We start from the raw sequence: 15,973 nt of genomic DNA, 5'->3' as shown, positions 1-15,973 counted from the left end.
TTGCGTATATAAATGGTTGTGAGAGGTTAAAAGCTTACAAAAAATAGGTGAATTATAGTTTGTGTTTAATCCGAGTATGTAATATTTCTAGATATTTTTTGACACTTTTAGTGAAAAAAATCCATGAAAGTGTCAGATTTACGAGAACACAAATTTTAAAAGTGACACAATCCGCGTTGTTTGTCCGGCAAAGTGTCAAAAGATGAACTTCAGCGACAAATTCAGCGTTCTTTTCGTATATTTATCAAGACACATGATAGATATGAAAATGCCTGAATGCTTGAAACGGCGTTTTGATCGGCTGGTTGCGGTTACATCTGCTGAATTTTGGGTCAACTGGCAGTGGAATGCGCCGAGGTCTACTGATAGTTCCTTTTCTGAAAGCGAGCAGTCGTGTATACTTGAGAATCAGGAGGTCACAATATGAATTTAGAAACAATGGGGACATTTATTGCTGCCTGTCGTAAAGAAAAGAATCTTACGCAGTTGCAGTTAGCGGAAAAACTGCATATCACCAATCGGGCAGTTTCGAAATGGGAAACGGGCAAAAGCTGTCCGGATGCCTCGATCATGTTGGAATTATGTGAGATTCTGGATATCACGGTCAACGAACTGCTCTCCGGAGAAAGAATGGAAGAAAAGCAATATCGGAAAAAAGCAGAGGAAAACCTGGTTATACTACAGCGCAAACAGGAAAGGGCACAGAAAAGCTTAGCAAGAATAGAACGGCTATGGCTTGCAATCGCCTTGCTGCTATTTCCCGTTCATTTGGCAATCAACTATTATTACCCTGAAAACAACGGTACGGGCGTTGGACTTATCATTGCCGTGGTCGGGCTGATTTTGTTTGCAGTGCATTTTGCAAGATATTATGAAATCAGGTTAAAGTAAGCAAAGCTTCAGGTGGATACGCGGAAGCCTGCATGTCTTCAGAGAATAAAAGTGGGAGGCGAGAAAAAAGATGAGAATTGAACAATTCGTGATGGCATATGAAGTAGAACAGGACCGGCTGCGGGCGATGCTGCCGGAGGGATTCACTTCACTTCGCCCGGTGTTGCGCATCAATGCAGAAATCAGAGATGGGCAGGATGCTTATCTGGAACTGAATACCCCTGTGTTCCGCGGCGATGTGAGAGGGTGGATTAACATTGCAAATTGGAGCAGTAAGCGGGATGGAATTTCTTTTGCACGGGACGGAAAAACGGCTACATTTACAGCGCCGTTTCTGAGCATCTCGTATAAGGCAGTGGGAATCACTGGCGGCTGTCCTGCAGAGAAAGAGAACCAGGGCTGTTTTTTTGCGGCAGAGGAGGGATATCTTTTGCAGCCGCCTGATGTAATCGTAAGTCAAAAGGAATTTTGCGACTGCACCTTTGCATGGAACTTTCATGAAGGGGACGCGCGGGGAAAAAGTCTTGGAAAGACACTGCCTGCATTTGCGACAGAACCAGTCATAGACTACGAAAAACAGCCATTTTCTGCACCCGAAGCGGCAGCAATTGCCTGCAGGCAGGTGCTTGGAACTTATACTGTAAAATTTCAGCGTGAGGAGATTTGATCGCAAATGCTTACGAAAGATATTGTTTTAATACTGGCTGCCAGCTTTTTCTATATGGCAAGCCCTATGCTGATAACACCTCTGATTACGGGATTTTCTGGAAGCATAGGCGCTTCAGCGGCACTCATGGGCATGATTGGCGGCTTGATGAATTTGTGCGCTTTGTTCTGCAGACCCTCTGTGGGAAATCTTGCGGATCGGTGCAGTAAATATAAAGTGACTTTCATCGGCGCAGTTCTGATGACATTGGCATGCCTAGGATATGTTTTCGCGCCCAATCCAGGCGTTATTTTTGCGGCTCGCATTGTCAACGGCGTAGGATTTGCCTGTTGTTCTGTCTGCCTGTCCACCTGGATGTCCAACCTGCTTCCAAAAGAGAAAATTGGGTCGGGCATGGGATTTTACGGTATGATGAATGCACTGGCAATGGCGGCAGCGCCGGCAATCGGCGTAAGTGTATACCAGATCATAGGCTATAGAGCGGCATTCCTCATCGCGCTGGCATGTTCTGTCGCTGTTGCTGTGACGATCCAATTTGTCAAGGACAAAGGGCAGCCGAGATTGCAACGTCAGGAAAATGCTGCAGAAAAAAAGAGAGGAAACCTGCAGATTGCGGATCGGAAAGTGATCCCGATTGCCATGATGATTATGCTGTTTGCGATTCCGTATTGCGCGACCCAGTCCTTTCTGGTAACCTATGTGGAGGAGCGCAGTCTCCATGTGTCGGTCAGCCTGTTCTTTCCGCTGTATGCGATAATCTTGCTAATTCTGCGTTTTGCGATGAAAAATCTGTTTGACAGATTGCCTTTTCACGTGTTCTTCTTTGGCGGGCTTTGCTGTGCCTTTGCCAGCATTTTGCTTCTGGGATGGATGCACAGCAACATTTTTATGTTTTTGGCAGCGCTGTTTATGGCAGGCGGATACGGGATCATGTGTTCTGTGTGTCAGTCTACAGCCATTTTGCTGGCGGGTGAAGAACGGCGGGGACTTGCCAACAGCACCTATTATATCGGACTGGATCTAGGCATGAGCCTGGGTCCGGTTATTGGCGGATTTTTATACGGAAACCTGGATTTGACATGGTTCTATCCGGCGCTGCTTCTTACCATTCCGCTGAATCTTTTTGTCTATATCTTTGCAAAGAAAAGGCGTTTTTTTGATTTCTAAAATGTTGCTTGGAAATGGAACTTTGTGAGCTGTATTTCCGCCGATTGACAGTGGAGAATACTTCCTCTATAATAAATAAAATATGGGAGGTGCATGGTTTATGGCGGATATTTTAATACAAACAATCGGCTTTCTCGGCGTGATTGCCTTTATTGTTTCTTATCAGCTGAAATCTAACAGGGCGTTATATTTATTTCAACTTTTGGGATCGCTGCTTTTTTGCGTACAATTCTTTCTGCTTGAAGCATACAGCGGCTGTTTAAGCATGGTACTGAATATTCTCAGGTATGCTTTGCTGACAAAATATAACCAGTGGGAATGGGTGCGCAGAAAGGAACTTGCCTATATATTCTGCGCAGCTTTCGCAATTGTTTTGATTTTTACCTGGGCAGGCCCGGTTACGATTTTAGCCTTTGCAGCTTCATCTGTCAGCACCGTGTTTTATTGGACGAATAACGCCAAGCTGATTCGCGCTGCGAATTTATTTTGCGCTTCGCCTTGTTGGCTGGTCTATGATATCTTTGCGGGTTCGTGGGGCGGCGTGCTGAACGAGGCGATTACGCTGACTTCTATCATCGTATCTGTGTATCGTTTTGGCTGGAAAGCGCTGGGCGACCCGGATTCGGAGTTTCAGAAATAGGAATAAAGGATAGCGGTTGAATGATGATAAGGAGGGGATACTTTGAGAGAAATCGATCCAGACAAAACTCGCCGGGCGGAGGCTTTTTCCTTATGGATGCAGGCGAAGGTGCCCATGGTAACGCTGTTTAAGACTTTAGATGTGACAGCGCTTACGAAGATTTCCGCAAGACGAGGATACAAATTTACGATGCTCCTTTGCTGGTGTATCGGGAAGGCAGCGGCAAAGACAGAGGAATTCTATCTACTTCCAGTGGGAGAAAAACTGATGGCCTTCGACAGGCTTGCGGTGAACACAGTGGTCGCGACAAAGGATGGAGGCATCAGTACGTGCGATATTCCCTATACGGAAGATTTAGATCGGTTCAATGAAGATTATCTGCGCCTGACAGCGCAGGTGCGTGATACAGGCATGCCCCATGATCTGGGAGACGACTTCATGGTAATCGGTACTTCCTCCCTTGCGCAGCATGAGATTGACGGCGCAGTGAACATCTACGCGGGAGTTTATAATAATCCTTTCGTGATTTGGGGGAAATACAGAAAAAAGTTTCTGAAGCGGACGCTGCCAGTATCATTTCAGTTTCATCATACGCAGATGGACGGCATGGAAGCAGCACAGTTTTTAGCAGATGTACAGAAAGAAATCAACCACTTGAAGGGAGGTAAATAAGAATGAGTAAATATGATCTATTATGGGAGTATGTGCAGAAAAGCGGCGCGCCGTCGTTTACACTGACCTTCGAAGAAATCGAGAAAATTGCCGGCGTGCCCATTGATCATTCGTTCTTAACGTATAAAAAGGAATTATTGACGTATGGTTATCAGGTTGAAAAAATATCAATGAAGAAACAGACGGTCATATTCCGTAAGATAGAAGATTCTAATTTAGAAAAAGAGAGAAAAAATGGAGGTGTCAACCAAATGGAGGTTCGCATCATAGATTCGAAACACAGCACAGATATTAATATTAAGAATGAGCCTTTTACTCTGTTCGGCAGAATGATTCCATCCTATACAAATGAAATTTGGGATTATACAACAGAGCTCTTTGAAGAAAGTACCGAAATGTGTTTTCCCGATGAAAACTATGATTATGACGCAATGAAAGCAAACAGTACTTTTATTGGCGCTTATGATGGAGAAAAGTGTATCGGGCTTGCAATTATGCAGGAACAGTTCTTTAAGTACATGTACTTATACGATTTGAAGGTAAATCGCGATTATCGTGAAAAGGGTGTTGCGAGCGCGCTTCTGAAAAAAGCCGGAGAGATAGCCGCAGAAAAGCATTACCACGGCATTTTTACGCAAGGGCAAGATAATAACCTTGGCGCGTGTCTTTTTTACGTCAAAAATAATTTTGTGATTGGGGGGGCTGAATACAAAGGTATATCAGGGCACACCGCAGGAAGATAAAAAGGATATCTATTTTTATTTAGATTTTTAATTATATATGATTGAAGAAGACCGCTCTACGTAAATCAGCAAAGCGGTCTTGAAGGAATGATGCATCTGTTTATGCCACAGTATAAATTTTCACTTCTGGATCAGCGTTCCAAAGCGGTTTCAGTCCTACAAATACATCGTTTTTGAACATCTCGCTGGAGAGATAGTTCTGCGCGTGTTCTACAGTATCGAATCCATGCAGAACCTGCACATCTTCATCGCGGATTAAAAGATCTTTTGTCAGAGCGCCTTCGATGGTGTCAAGAAACGGCTGACGGTAGTCAGTATATACCTTTGCGGCCGCCGGGCGATTTGCAGGATCAATGACCATTGTAATTTCAAGATAAGCTTTTACATTCATATTTCTTTACCTCCTTAATGCCATTCATTGTTTTCTTAAGCTACGCTCATTATATGGAATTTGCTTTTAAAGTACAAGATATGAACAAATTTATGAGCAACTATTAAATTTCATAGTAACTTGAAATAGAAAAGCACGCATGCTACAATGAGCATGAAAAACGAGGCAGGGAGGGACTCTATATGTATCAACCAAAATTGGAAAAAGACATTCGCTGTCCTTTAGAGTATGGATTAGATATCTTTGGCGGTAAATGGAACTCCAGAATCATTTGCGTGCTGGCAGAGAAAAAGGTGCTGCGATACAGTGAAATTCGCAGAGAAATGACAGATATTACAGACGCTGTACTGGCACAGGCGTTAAAAAGTTTGATGAACAGCGACATCGTAGAACGGAAATCCTATGATGAGATTCCGCCAAGGGTAGAATATAGCCTGACAGAAAAAGGCGTTTCTGTCGTACCGATTTTGCAGAGTATCTGTAGGTGGTCCGGCGCTTATCACAAAGAAGATCATGAAAATGCATTGCTGCAGTGTCAGAAATGCGACTATAATCACGCTTAACGGGAGGCATCATGAAAATTCGATACACATGGGAAAAGTTTTTTACGCAGGCACAGGTAGAAAGCCTGTTTTTATCCGTGGACTGGATATCAGGCAGGTATCCCGAAAGACTGTATAAAGCATTGATGCATTCTTCCGCGGTATTGACCGCTTGGGATGACGATAAACTTGTTGGACTGGCAAGAGTATTAGATGATTCAGAAATGCTGGCGCAGATTCACTATCTTTTAGTGGAACCAGGCTATCATGGACAGGGCATTGCCAGTCAGTTAATTGAGATGATAAAAGAAAAATATCAGGATTATTTCTATATTGAAGGCATGCCGGAAGATAAGGCGAATGTTCCGTTTTATGTAAAGCATGGATTTACCGTGATGGAAAATGGAGCGGCAATTCAGATTTGCAACTTAGGAGATAAATCGAAATTGTAGCAGAGTTTTTCTAATAAAGGTAAAACCGCATTTTTGAGGAAATCTATATTTGTCTTTTTGGTGACTTTATCACGGAAGTTTTTTTGCAAATCGGGTATCTTATAACTAGAAAAAGAAATGCAAAAAGAAACTGGATAGGAGGAATAAAAAGATGTCAGTAATTACAATCAATAAAAATAATTTTCAAGAGGAAGTTTTAAAATCTGAGAAGCCGGTACTGTTGGATTTCTGGGCTAGCTGGTGTGGTCCTTGCAGAATAGTTGGACCGATCATTGAAGAAATCGCAGAAGAGCGGATTGATATTAAGGTGGGAAAGGTCAACGTGGATGAACAGCAGGAACTGGCGTCGCAGTTTCAGGTCATGAGCATCCCAACTCTGGTTGTAATCAAGGACGGCAAAATCGTTAAGCAGTCCACAGGTGCAAGACCAAAGCAGCAGATCTTAGAAATGCTCTAAATCTGTACATGCTTATAAATCCCATCCTGATGTTTTTCAGTAAACAACGGGATGGGATTCTTGTTATTTATAGTAATGCCAGCTTTTTTTCATCTGTTATTTCAATGGCGCCGCGACTTAGCTTCACCATGCCTTCGCTTTGAAAATAGCGGAGCATACGTGTGACAACTTCTCTGTGTGTGCCCAGATGATTGGCAATGATTTCATGTGTGATTTTTAGCTGAGTCGTGTTTTCGATGGCAGATTCCTCAATAAGAAAAGAGGCAATACGTTTATCCAGACTTTTCCACATGATTTCTTCAATTAGCCACATCACTTCGGAAAATCTGGTTGCCATGATTTCATTGGTATAATTAGCAACGGGAGCGGAGAACTCCATGATTTGTTTGTAAACATCTGTAGGGATAATCCAAAAGGTCGTATCCTTTTCTGACTCAATGATAATTTCGAATTGGATAGAACGCATCATACACGAAGCTGAGAACAAACATAAATCCCTGTCGAACAGACGGTAGAGGGTAATCTCTCTGCCTTCATCAGAAAGAATATATGCTCTGAGCTGACCGGTTTTAATCAAAATCAATCCTGTACAGTCTATGCTGCCATTGTGAATCACAGTTCCTTTTTGTACAGTACGGCTGGTGAGATTATCTGTTATTTTCTTTTGTAAATCTGGAGTCAGCTTATCCCAGATGGGAAAGTAGTCTGCAAATTGCATAATCGTACCTCCTTTAGATATTTAACAGTATAACTCTGTTTGAGAAATTCGTCAACAAAGTTATTGACATATGTTACAAATAGCACGATGGAAAATGTCTTTTTCGTGCTTTTTCCTTGTACTTCACAGAAAAATGTCATATAATGAAATCTATGGGTAAGGAACTATTTGAAAGGACACAATACAGAATCAATGGATAGTGAAAAGATAAAAGAAGGTGTACGTCTGATTCTTTCGGGAATCGGCGAAGACATAAACAGAGAGGGATTGCTGGATACGCCGCAGCGAATCGCCCGCATGTATGAGGAACTTGCGGCGGGTTATCAGGACAGCGCGGCAGAGCATCTTTCCAAGCGGTTTCATGTAGAGGACAACGACATGGTGCTGGAAAAGGATATTCATTTTTATTCTTTCTGTGAGCATCATATGCTGCCGTTTTATGGAACCGCTGCCGTGGCGTATATTCCCGATGGCGAAGTCGTCGGACTTTCCAAAATCGCTCGGACGGTTGAGGTATTTGCAAAGCGCTTTCAGCTGCAGGAGCGTCTGGCAGCGCAGGTAGCCGATGCTTTTATGAAAGAACTACATCCGAAAGGTGTCATGGTGCTCATTGAAGCCGAGCATATGTGCATGACCATGCGAGGCATTAAAAAGCCGGGTGCAAAGACGGTGACGGTAATTACACGCGGCGCTTTTGCACAGGACGAAAGGCTGCAGAACCGATTTTTCCAGATGTTGGGGAGATAAGCGATGCTAAAAGAGATGGGAATTATGCATCGTGTGAACCGGATTTTGCGTCACCCTCTTTGGAAAGGCGCGATGGCGCAGATTGAGGACGCCGAAACAGACCGTATCTATTGCAGACATGATCTTGCGCATCTTTTAGATACGGCACGGCTCGCCTATATCGAAAATCTGGAGAAGGACTTTGGAATCAGTAAAGAACTGATCTACGGGGCGGCGCTGCTGCACGATATCGGCAGGGGACTGGAGTACGCCCAAGGCGTGCCTCACGATGAAGCCAGCTGCGCACTGGCGGCGGTCATTTTGCCGGAAACTGGCTTTAGCGAAGGAGAATCAGCGGAGATTCTGCAGGCGATTTCCGCGCATCGCAGCAAAGGGTGTCTGCCAGAAGGAAGTCTTGCTGGTCTTTTGTACCGATCTGACAAAGGTTCACGAAATTGTTTTTATTGTAAACATCAGGATACCTGCAAGTGGAGCGAGGAAACAAAAAACAAGGAGATAAACAGCTAGTATGAAAATTGGAAACAGAGACTTTGACCTCAAAAATAATTGCTATATTATGGGAATCCTCAACGTAACGCCGGATTCCTTTTCTGATGGAGGCAGATGGAACGATCTTTCCTCAGCCAAAGCACATGTAGCGCGGATGCTGGAGGAGGGCGCAGATCTCATTGATATCGGCGGTGAATCGACAAGACCGGGACATGTGCAGATTACCATAGAGGAAGAAATCGAGCGGGTTGTGCCATATATCCGCATGGTGAAAGAAAACTTTGACGTGCCGGTATCCATCGATAGTTACAAGCCTCAGGTTATTGAAGCGGCGCTGAAAGCCGGCGCAGATATGGTCAACGATATCTGGGGACTGAAATATGATTCCAAAGTGGCGCAGCTGATTGCCGCTTATGATGTGCCGTGCTGCCTGATGCACAATCGGGAAAAGGCGGAGTATGAAGACTTTATGACGGGTATGCTCGCCGATATGCAGGAGACTCTGTCAATAGCCGAATCGGCGGGAATTCGGAAGGAACAGATTCTGCTCGACCCCGGCGTGGGATTTGGGAAAACCTACGAGCATAATCTGATTGCGGTCAATCGGCTGGAGGAACTTTGCGCGCTGGGATATCCGGTGCTTCTGGCAACGTCCAGAAAGTCTATGATCGGAAACGCTCTGAATCTGCCTGTAGATGAACGGGTAGAGGGCACGCTGGCAACGACTGTTCTGGGCGTACTGAAAGGCGCATGCTTTATCCGGGTGCACGATATCAAAGAAAACTACAGAGCGATGCAAATGACACGGGCAATTATGGGAGAAGGAAAATGAGAGCTTATGACGAGATTCATATAGAAAATTTACAGGTTTTCGCCAATCACGGTGTATTTCCTGAAGAAACGGCGCTGGGACAGAAGTTTGTTGTGTCTGCGGTGCTTTACAGCAATTTGCAGCGTGCAGGTCGAAGCGATGTGTTGACAGAATCTACCCATTACGGAGAGGTTTCCCAGTTTATGGTAGAATTTCTGCAGAAGAATACCTATCAGCTGATTGAGGCCGCCGCAGAACACTTGGCATGGGCGGTTCTTGAAAAATTTCCGCTGGTACGCGGTATTTCCCTGGAAATCAAAAAGCCCTGGGCGCCGGTGAAACTGCCCGTTGATTATGTGTCGGTAAAAATTACCCGTTTCTGGCATCGGGCATATATTGCACTGGGTTCTAACCTGGGTGACAAAAAAGGGTATCTGGATCTGGCGGTACAGAGGCTGACAGATGCGGAAGGCTGCCGTGTGGAGAAGGTTTCGAACTATATCGTTACAGCGCCTTACGGCGGTGTTGCGCAGGATGATTTTCTGAATGGCTGCCTGGAGCTTTCTACCTTGCTTGCACCGGAGAAACTTCTGGAACTTCTCCATGAGATTGAAGCTGCGGCAGATAGGAAACGAGAAATCCACTGGGGACCGAGAACACTGGATCTGGATATTTTGCTGTACGATGATTTGACCATGGACAGTCAGGATCTTACGATTCCTCATGTAGAAATGCATAAGCGGGATTTTGTGCTGATTCCGCTGGCACAGATAGCGCCATGGATGCGGCATCCGGTGCTTGGTAAGAGCGTACAGGAAATGCGGGAAGAAATCGAAGAAAAATAGATGAATAGAAGCTGCTGACAGCGCTTGTGAACTTCGAGGGCAATGCCAGCAGCCTTTTTATGAGGAAAATTGTCATTCGTACAAAAAACGGATTTTCTCGTAAATCTTCGGAAAGTCAATTTTGCAGTCACCGTCGAAGATGCTAACCGGCACCTGATCCTGAAAAGTGTAAAGATGCGCCATGGTGTTATCCTCAATATCGTAAACCATGATTTTCAGGGTTTCCGGGTCGATAAGCCAGTATTCCCTGACCCCGGCATCAGCATATTTTGCAAGCTTGGTATAGATGTCTTTTCGCCAGGTGGAGGGAGAAAGAATTTCGGCGATAAAATCCGGCGCTCCTATGGTGTGGGTTTTTGTAATCTTGCTTCTGTCGCAGACGATGAAGGCATCGGGCTGCACCATGGTTTTGTCATCTTCATCAAGCTGCACATCGGCTGGAGCCATAAAAAGGATGCAAGTTCCTTTTTTTTCATTGATATAACTTGCCAGTTGGAAGAATAATTCGCCTTGAATCATCTGATGGGGATTGGTGGGCGCGGTCATATCATAGATGACACCATCGATCAGTTCAACGCGCCGTTCATCCGGGATTGCATAGTAGTCCTCCAGTGTGAATTCACCTTGTTTTTTAGTGTGATAGGGAGAAGCAGATTCACGAATCAAACTGGAATCCGGACGGAAAACTTTCTCTAATGCCTGCAATGTTTCATATCGAGGCGAACTGGTAATCCCGGCAAAGATTTTCTGGACAGTGCCCAGGGGTACGCCGGATATTTGCGCTATCATCTCATTGGTGTAGCCAAGTTCTCGTTTCTTCTGTTTCATTTCTGTGATTGTCATGGAAAGCACCTCCTGATGAAGTATTGAATTTTTTTCAATTATAACATGATTAGTTCCATTTAACAATCTATATTTCCGAATTAAGTCCTATAAAATTCCATATTTCTTTAATCGCAGAACACCCGGTTCGTCTGCAGACGCTATCATATTTCTAAATCTTCCCTCATGGGTTGGAACAAGAAATTTGATAGCGTCAAAGAACCTCTGGTAGATCCTAAAACACCGCATCCTTACTCTCATACCTCTCAGGCACTTAAGTGGATTCGCGATTTCTACTGTCGCAACCCGAATCTCAGAATAAGATTATAGAAGCCGATGCGCAGCTTTTCATCATCTTTTCGTTGTATGTTGCGTTAGTCCATGAAAAAACGCAGGTTTTTGAGATCTTTTTGTTGTTTGTTGCGCGACCTGTCCAATCTTATCCCAAATTCTGTTATTGTTTGCCATATTTCTATAAAAAATAACAAAACATCCTGTAAGATTTCTTCGTTCGCGCAACATCCTGAAAAAAAGTAAGCAAAAGCTGCGTTTTTTAGCGGGTGCGCGCAACTTACTTCTAAAAACAAGCAAATACCTGCGTCCCTCATATCTATCATAGGCAACTCACGGCGCAAAGTTTTGCTTTTCATGCGTTTGCCCTGTCTCAAAAATAAGAATGTAGAGTTACAATTGATGTGACACTTGCCTATAGAAAAAGACGATAGGATCTGTTAGAATGTTAATCACCACAAAAAACATATCTGAAAGGAACCCTATCGTCATGAACAGTATAACACAAACTCAACGATATTTGCCACATGAAATTTCTACCCGTTTTTACGCAGTGAATCTTTATCGCAGCGGTCAGTCCGTCGCCTTTGTCTGCAGGCGCTACCATATATCTAAATCTTCCCTTATGCGCTGGAACAAACGCTTTGATGGTACGAAAGAGTCCCTTATGGATCATTCTCACAGACCCAAAACGCCTCATCCTTCTTCTCATACCACTGAGGAACTCAAGTGGATTCGTGATTTGCACAGACGCAATCCCCACGCCTCCGTCTGCGAAATCTATGGAAAATTACGTACTTCCAAAGGGTATCGCAGGCATCCCGGCTCTCTTTACCGTGTATTTTCTCGGCTAGGGTATACCAAGCAAAAAGTGACTCCCACTAACAAATATACTCCAAAGCCTTATGCGACTCCTCAGGCTGTTGGTGAAAAGTGGCAGATGGATGTGAAATATGTGCCCTCTGCCTGCTATACTGGCTCTATGCCTGACAAATTTTATCAATATACAATCATAGATGAAGCTTCCAGACAGCGCTTCCTCTACCCATATAAAGAACAGAGTTCTTATTCTACCGTTAATTTCATAAAGCGCGCTATCCAATTCTTTGGATATACACCAAAAATGATTCAAACGGATAATGGCGCTGAATTTACTTATCCAAAAGACTACAAAAAACTACATCCGATGGATAAACTCTGTGATGAACTTGGCATTACCCACAAGCTGATTCGTCCACACACACCAAGACACAATGGCAAAGTAGAACGCAGCCATCGATTGGACCAGGAGCGATTTTACAATTACCTGTATTTCTACTCCTATGAAGATTTAAAAGTGCAGATGCTCCGCTATCTAAAACGTTACAACAACACCCCTAAACCAGTCCTTGGGTGGGCTACACCTTTGGAGAAAAGGGCATCTTTAGAATTGCATTCTCATGATACCATATCGTCAAATTGATGCTCCCTTTTTGGTGTCACATCATTGACAAAACAACAGTTTGCCCTGTCTCAAAAATAAGAAATCGTTGACATCGCTTGCGCATTTGGTTATACTAAATAGACAAGCAAAAAAAATATACGGCGATGAAAAAGAGGAGTAGGCAGAAGACCACTTTACAGAGAATAAGGTTCATGGGCTGAGAGACCTTAGAGAACGGATCTGCTGAAGGTTGCTTTGGAGCTGTTTTGAAATGAGAGTCATCCGGATTTGCGGACGCCTGGCGGATCTTGGCGCAGGGCGCGAGGCAAGGAAGGATGGAACAAAGGTGGTACCGCGGAATGATTTCGTCCTTTGTGAGTGCATGCTCACAGAGGGCTTTTTTCTTGCCCTTTGGAGCCTGGCACACCATAAATATTCAATGACAGAAAGAAGGAGATTCCAATGGAGAAAAATTTAGCCAAGACCTACAATCCGAAGGATTTTGAGGATCGCATCTACGAGATGTGGGAGAAAAACGGCGCGTTTCACGCCGAAGTGAGAGAAGATAAGAAGCCGTTTACCATCGTCATGCCGCCGCCGAATATTACGGGGCAGCTGCACATGGGACACGCCCTCGACCAGACGCTGCAGGATGTTTTGACGCGCTGGAAAAGAATGCAGGGCTATAGCGCGCTGTGGCTGCCGGGCTCTGACCACGCCAGCATTGCTACCGAGGTAAAGGTTGTTGAAAAAATCAGAAAAGATGAAGGCAAAGAAAAAGAAGATCTGGGCAGAGAAGAATTTCTGAAGCGCGCCTGGGCATGGAAGGAAGAATACGGCGGCAGAATCACAAGACAGTGCCGCAAGCTGGGCGACTCCTGCGACTGGAGCAGAGAGCGGTTTACCATGGACGAAGGCTGCAACAAGGCGGTCAGACATTTCTTTGTTCATTTATATAAGCAGGGACTGATCTATAGAGGAAACAGACTGATCAACTGGTGTCCGCAGTGCGGCACATCTCTTTCCGACGCGGAAGTAGAACACGAGGATAAGAACGGTCAGTATTGGTATTTCCGTTATCCTGCGGCAGAGGCAGGCGGAAGAGAGATGGTCGTTGCCACATCAAGACCGGAAACTATGTTCGGCGATGTTGCCATTGCAGTACATCCCAGCGATGAACGCTACAAGGATATGGTCGGAAAGAAAGTCATTCTGCCGCTGGTTGGCAGAGAGATTCCTGTCATCGCAGACCCGTATCCTGACCCGGAAAAGGGAACCGGCGCAGTAAAGATTACACCGGCCCACGATCCCAACGACTTTGAAGTCGGGCAGCGCGCAGGTCTTGAAAATCTCTGCTGCATCAATGAGGACGCGACTATGAACGCCATGGCGGGCAAGTACGAGGGCATGGATCGGTACGAATGCCGCAAAGCCTGGGTTAAAGATTTGGAAGAAACAGGCTACCTGGTAAAAACTGAGGAGAAGGTCATTCCGGTAGGCGAGTGCTATAGATGTCATACGGTCATCGAGCCGATGCTTTCCGATCAGTGGTTTGTCAAAATGGAAGATCTGGCGAAACCTGCTATCGAGGCGGCAAAGAGCGGCGCCCTGACCCATGTGCCGGAACGTTTTGAAAAGACGTATCTCCACTGGCTGGAGGAAATTAGAGATTGGTGTATTTCCCGTCAGCTTTGGTGGGGTCACAGAATCCCGGCATGGTATTGTCAGGACTGCGGCGAACTGATTGTAGCAGAAGAAGATCCAACAAAATGTCCGAAGTGTGGCTCTGCCAATTTAAAGCAGGATGAAGACGTGCTGGATACCTGGTTCTCGGCTGCGCTGTGGCCGTTCTCTACTTTGGGCTGGCCGGAAAAGACTAAAGAACTGGAATATTTCTATCCGACCGATGTACTGGTAACCGGTTACGATATCATTTTCTTCTGGGTCATCAGAATGGTATTCTCCGGCTGCGAAGCCATGAAGGAACCGCCGTTCCACCATGTCTATATTCACGGACTGGTCCGCGACGCGGAAGGCCGCAAAATGAGCAAATCCCTGGGCAACGGCATCGATCCGCTGGAAGTCATCGACCAGTACGGCGCGGACGCATTGCGCTTTATGCTGACCACAGGCATCACGCCGGGCAATGATATGCGTTTTAAGACGGATCGGCTGGAATCTGCGAGAAACTTTGGCAACAAGCTGTGGAACGCATCCAGATTCGTCATCATGAACCTGCAGGATGAAGATGGCAATTTCAAAGAATTGGCCAAATGCTGCGGTGACTGCTGCGGTATGGCGTGCGGCGACACTACAAATTTTGCCAATATCGCGCTGCGTGATGAAGATAAATGGATCATCAGCAGAGTCAACGACGCTGCCGACTATGTGACAAAAGCGCTGGAAAAATACGACCTTGCCCTGGCGGGACAGCGTGTTTACGAGCTGATTTGGAACGAATACTGCGACTGGTATATCGAGCTTGTAAAGAAAAGACTCTGGGGCGATGATGAAGAAGACAAGAAGGTTGTCAGATTCGTACTGGTGATGGCATTGAAGAACATGTTGGAAATGCTTCATCCGTTCATGCCGTTTATCACGGAAGAAATCTGGTCTTTCCTGCCGCACTCCGAATGCGAAAGAGAAGATAATCCGAACTGCTTCCTGATTAAAGCAAAATGGCCTGCATTTGCGGAAGAAAGACATTTTGCGGCAGAGGAAGAAAAACTCAAAATCGCCATGGAAGCCATCGGCGCGATCCGAAATATTCGCGCGGAGGCCGACGCTAAACCAAGCAAAGCGTTGACAGCAGTCATTTTAGCGCAGGGAGAGAAGCTGGAAACCATCAAAGGCGGCGAGAGATATATCAAGGATCTTGCCAATATTACAGAGATCAAGTTTGTAACGGAAAAATCGGAAGTACCGGAAGAAGTCATGTCCGCTGTCATCGCTGGCATTGAAATCTTTATTCCGCTGGATGATCTTGTGGACTTTAACGCGGAATTTGATCGTCTCACCAAGGAAAAGAAAAGACTGGAAGGGGAAGTAAAGCGCGTTGTCGGCAAGCTTTCTAACCAGGGATTCCTTGCGAAAGCGCCGGAGGCGGTAATCAACGAAGAAAAAGAAAAACAGGCGAAATATGAGGATATGTTGGCGAAGGTAGAGGCCAGACTCTCGATGGTCGCAAAGAAAGTGAACAAATAGG

19 protein-coding genes are annotated in these 15,973 nt (G+C 45.2%); 15 read left to right on the top strand and 4 right to left on the bottom strand.

Annotation, left to right across the window (positions count from 1 at the left end):
- Positions 1-423 precede the first annotated feature (423 nt).
- From ACPW7J_RS08235 to ACPW7J_RS08210, 6 genes are all read left to right on the top strand, one after another.
- The gene (locus ACPW7J_RS08235; RefSeq protein ID WP_425754939.1) at positions 424-891 is read left to right on the top strand and encodes a helix-turn-helix domain-containing protein; all 468 of its coding nucleotides are present in this window, start codon (positions 424-426) and stop codon (positions 889-891) included.
- A 70-nt stretch (positions 892-961) separates the two neighbouring features.
- The gene (locus ACPW7J_RS08230) at positions 962-1,558 is read left to right on the top strand and encodes a hypothetical protein (RefSeq protein ID WP_425754938.1); all 597 of its coding nucleotides are present in this window, start codon (positions 962-964) and stop codon (positions 1,556-1,558) included.
- Between the two features lie 6 nt (positions 1,559-1,564).
- On the top strand, positions 1,565-2,725 hold the full coding sequence (locus ACPW7J_RS08225) for an MFS transporter (protein ID WP_425754937.1): 1,161 nt from the start codon (positions 1,565-1,567) through the stop codon (positions 2,723-2,725).
- Between the two features lie 100 nt (positions 2,726-2,825).
- Entirely contained in the window at positions 2,826-3,365 is a 540-nt protein-coding gene (locus ACPW7J_RS08220) for a YgjV family protein (protein ID WP_425754936.1), read from the top strand.
- A gap of 42 nt (positions 3,366-3,407) precedes the next feature.
- Positions 3,408-4,037, top strand: a complete 630-nt coding sequence (locus tag ACPW7J_RS08215; protein ID WP_425754935.1) for a CatA-like O-acetyltransferase, family 2 — start codon at positions 3,408-3,410, stop codon at positions 4,035-4,037.
- 2 nt (positions 4,038-4,039) lie between these two features.
- Positions 4,040-4,780, top strand: a complete 741-nt coding sequence (locus tag ACPW7J_RS08210; protein ID WP_425754934.1) for a GNAT family N-acetyltransferase — start codon at positions 4,040-4,042, stop codon at positions 4,778-4,780.
- A 100-nt stretch (positions 4,781-4,880) separates the two neighbouring features.
- Here the strand turns inward: ACPW7J_RS08210 and ACPW7J_RS08205 are convergent, their stop codons facing one another.
- Positions 4,881-5,171, bottom strand: coding sequence for a hypothetical protein (locus tag ACPW7J_RS08205; RefSeq protein ID WP_161875309.1), 291 nt, complete (start codon positions 5,169-5,171; stop codon positions 4,881-4,883).
- 182 nt (positions 5,172-5,353) lie between these two features.
- On the opposite strand from ACPW7J_RS08205, the gene ACPW7J_RS08200 reads away from it, so the two are divergent.
- The 3 genes from ACPW7J_RS08200 to trxA all read left to right on the top strand — a co-directional run bounded on the left by ACPW7J_RS08200 (position 5,354) and on the right by trxA (position 6,622).
- On the top strand, positions 5,354-5,734 hold the full coding sequence (locus tag ACPW7J_RS08200; protein WP_161875308.1) for a winged helix-turn-helix transcriptional regulator: 381 nt from the start codon (positions 5,354-5,356) through the stop codon (positions 5,732-5,734).
- Positions 5,735-5,745: 11 nt separating this feature from the next.
- On the top strand, positions 5,746-6,165 hold the full coding sequence (locus ACPW7J_RS08195) for a GNAT family N-acetyltransferase (protein ID WP_425754933.1): 420 nt from the start codon (positions 5,746-5,748) through the stop codon (positions 6,163-6,165).
- Between the two features lie 130 nt (positions 6,166-6,295).
- Positions 6,296-6,622, top strand: a complete 327-nt coding sequence (gene trxA / locus ACPW7J_RS08190) for a thioredoxin (protein WP_425757514.1) — start codon at positions 6,296-6,298, stop codon at positions 6,620-6,622.
- 67 nt (positions 6,623-6,689) lie between these two features.
- On the opposite strand, the gene ACPW7J_RS08185 is transcribed toward trxA, so the two are convergent.
- The gene (locus ACPW7J_RS08185) at positions 6,690-7,340 is read right to left on the bottom strand and encodes a Crp/Fnr family transcriptional regulator (protein ID WP_425754932.1); all 651 of its coding nucleotides are present in this window, start codon (positions 7,338-7,340) and stop codon (positions 6,690-6,692) included.
- 192 nt (positions 7,341-7,532) lie between these two features.
- Between ACPW7J_RS08185 and folE the strand changes: the two genes are divergently transcribed.
- From folE to folK, 4 genes are read left to right on the top strand one after another with little or no spacing between them, the layout of a single operon-like run.
- Positions 7,533-8,087, top strand: coding sequence for a GTP cyclohydrolase I FolE (gene folE / locus ACPW7J_RS08180; RefSeq protein ID WP_425754931.1), 555 nt, complete (start codon positions 7,533-7,535; stop codon positions 8,085-8,087).
- A gap of 3 nt (positions 8,088-8,090) precedes the next feature.
- Entirely contained in the window at positions 8,091-8,594 is a 504-nt protein-coding gene (locus ACPW7J_RS08175; protein WP_425754930.1) for an HD domain-containing protein, read from the top strand.
- 1 nt (position 8,595) lies between these two features.
- On the top strand, positions 8,596-9,408 hold the full coding sequence (folP, locus tag ACPW7J_RS08170) for a dihydropteroate synthase (RefSeq protein ID WP_425754929.1): 813 nt from the start codon (positions 8,596-8,598) through the stop codon (positions 9,406-9,408).
- A complete protein-coding gene (gene folK / locus ACPW7J_RS08165) occupies positions 9,405-10,232 on the top strand; it encodes a 2-amino-4-hydroxy-6-hydroxymethyldihydropteridine diphosphokinase (protein ID WP_425754928.1) in 828 nt (275 codons plus the stop codon). The genes folP and folK overlap by 4 nt, the downstream gene beginning before the upstream one ends.
- A gap of 72 nt (positions 10,233-10,304) precedes the next feature.
- Here the strand turns inward: folK and ACPW7J_RS08160 are convergent, their stop codons facing one another.
- Together ACPW7J_RS08160 and ACPW7J_RS08155 are read right to left on the bottom strand one after the other, a co-directional pair.
- Entirely contained in the window at positions 10,305-11,075 is a 771-nt protein-coding gene (locus tag ACPW7J_RS08160; protein WP_161875302.1) for a Uma2 family endonuclease, read from the bottom strand.
- A gap of 353 nt (positions 11,076-11,428) precedes the next feature.
- Entirely contained in the window at positions 11,429-11,704 is a 276-nt protein-coding gene (locus ACPW7J_RS08155) for a hypothetical protein (RefSeq protein WP_425754927.1), read from the bottom strand.
- A 131-nt stretch (positions 11,705-11,835) separates the two neighbouring features.
- Here ACPW7J_RS08155 and ACPW7J_RS08150 point away from each other — a divergent pair, with 131 nt between their 5' ends.
- Together ACPW7J_RS08150 and ACPW7J_RS08145 are read left to right on the top strand one after the other, a co-directional pair.
- Positions 11,836-12,807 carry a DDE-type integrase/transposase/recombinase gene (locus ACPW7J_RS08150; protein WP_425754926.1) on the top strand — a complete coding sequence of 324 codons (972 nt, stop codon included), beginning with the start codon at positions 11,836-11,838 and terminating at the stop codon, positions 12,805-12,807.
- Between the two features lie 423 nt (positions 12,808-13,230).
- Entirely contained in the window at positions 13,231-15,972 is a 2,742-nt protein-coding gene (locus ACPW7J_RS08145) for a valine--tRNA ligase (RefSeq protein ID WP_425754925.1), read from the top strand.
- The last annotated feature ends 1 nt before the right edge of the window (position 15,973 follow it).

Source organism: Ihubacter sp. rT4E-8 (genome assembly GCF_049852125.1).
In the GTDB taxonomy this organism is placed as follows: domain Bacteria; phylum Bacillota; class Clostridia; order Peptostreptococcales; family Anaerovoracaceae; genus Senimuribacter.
Note: the sequence above shows the minus strand (reverse complement) of the source record. Positions and strands in the feature narration are given on the sequence as shown.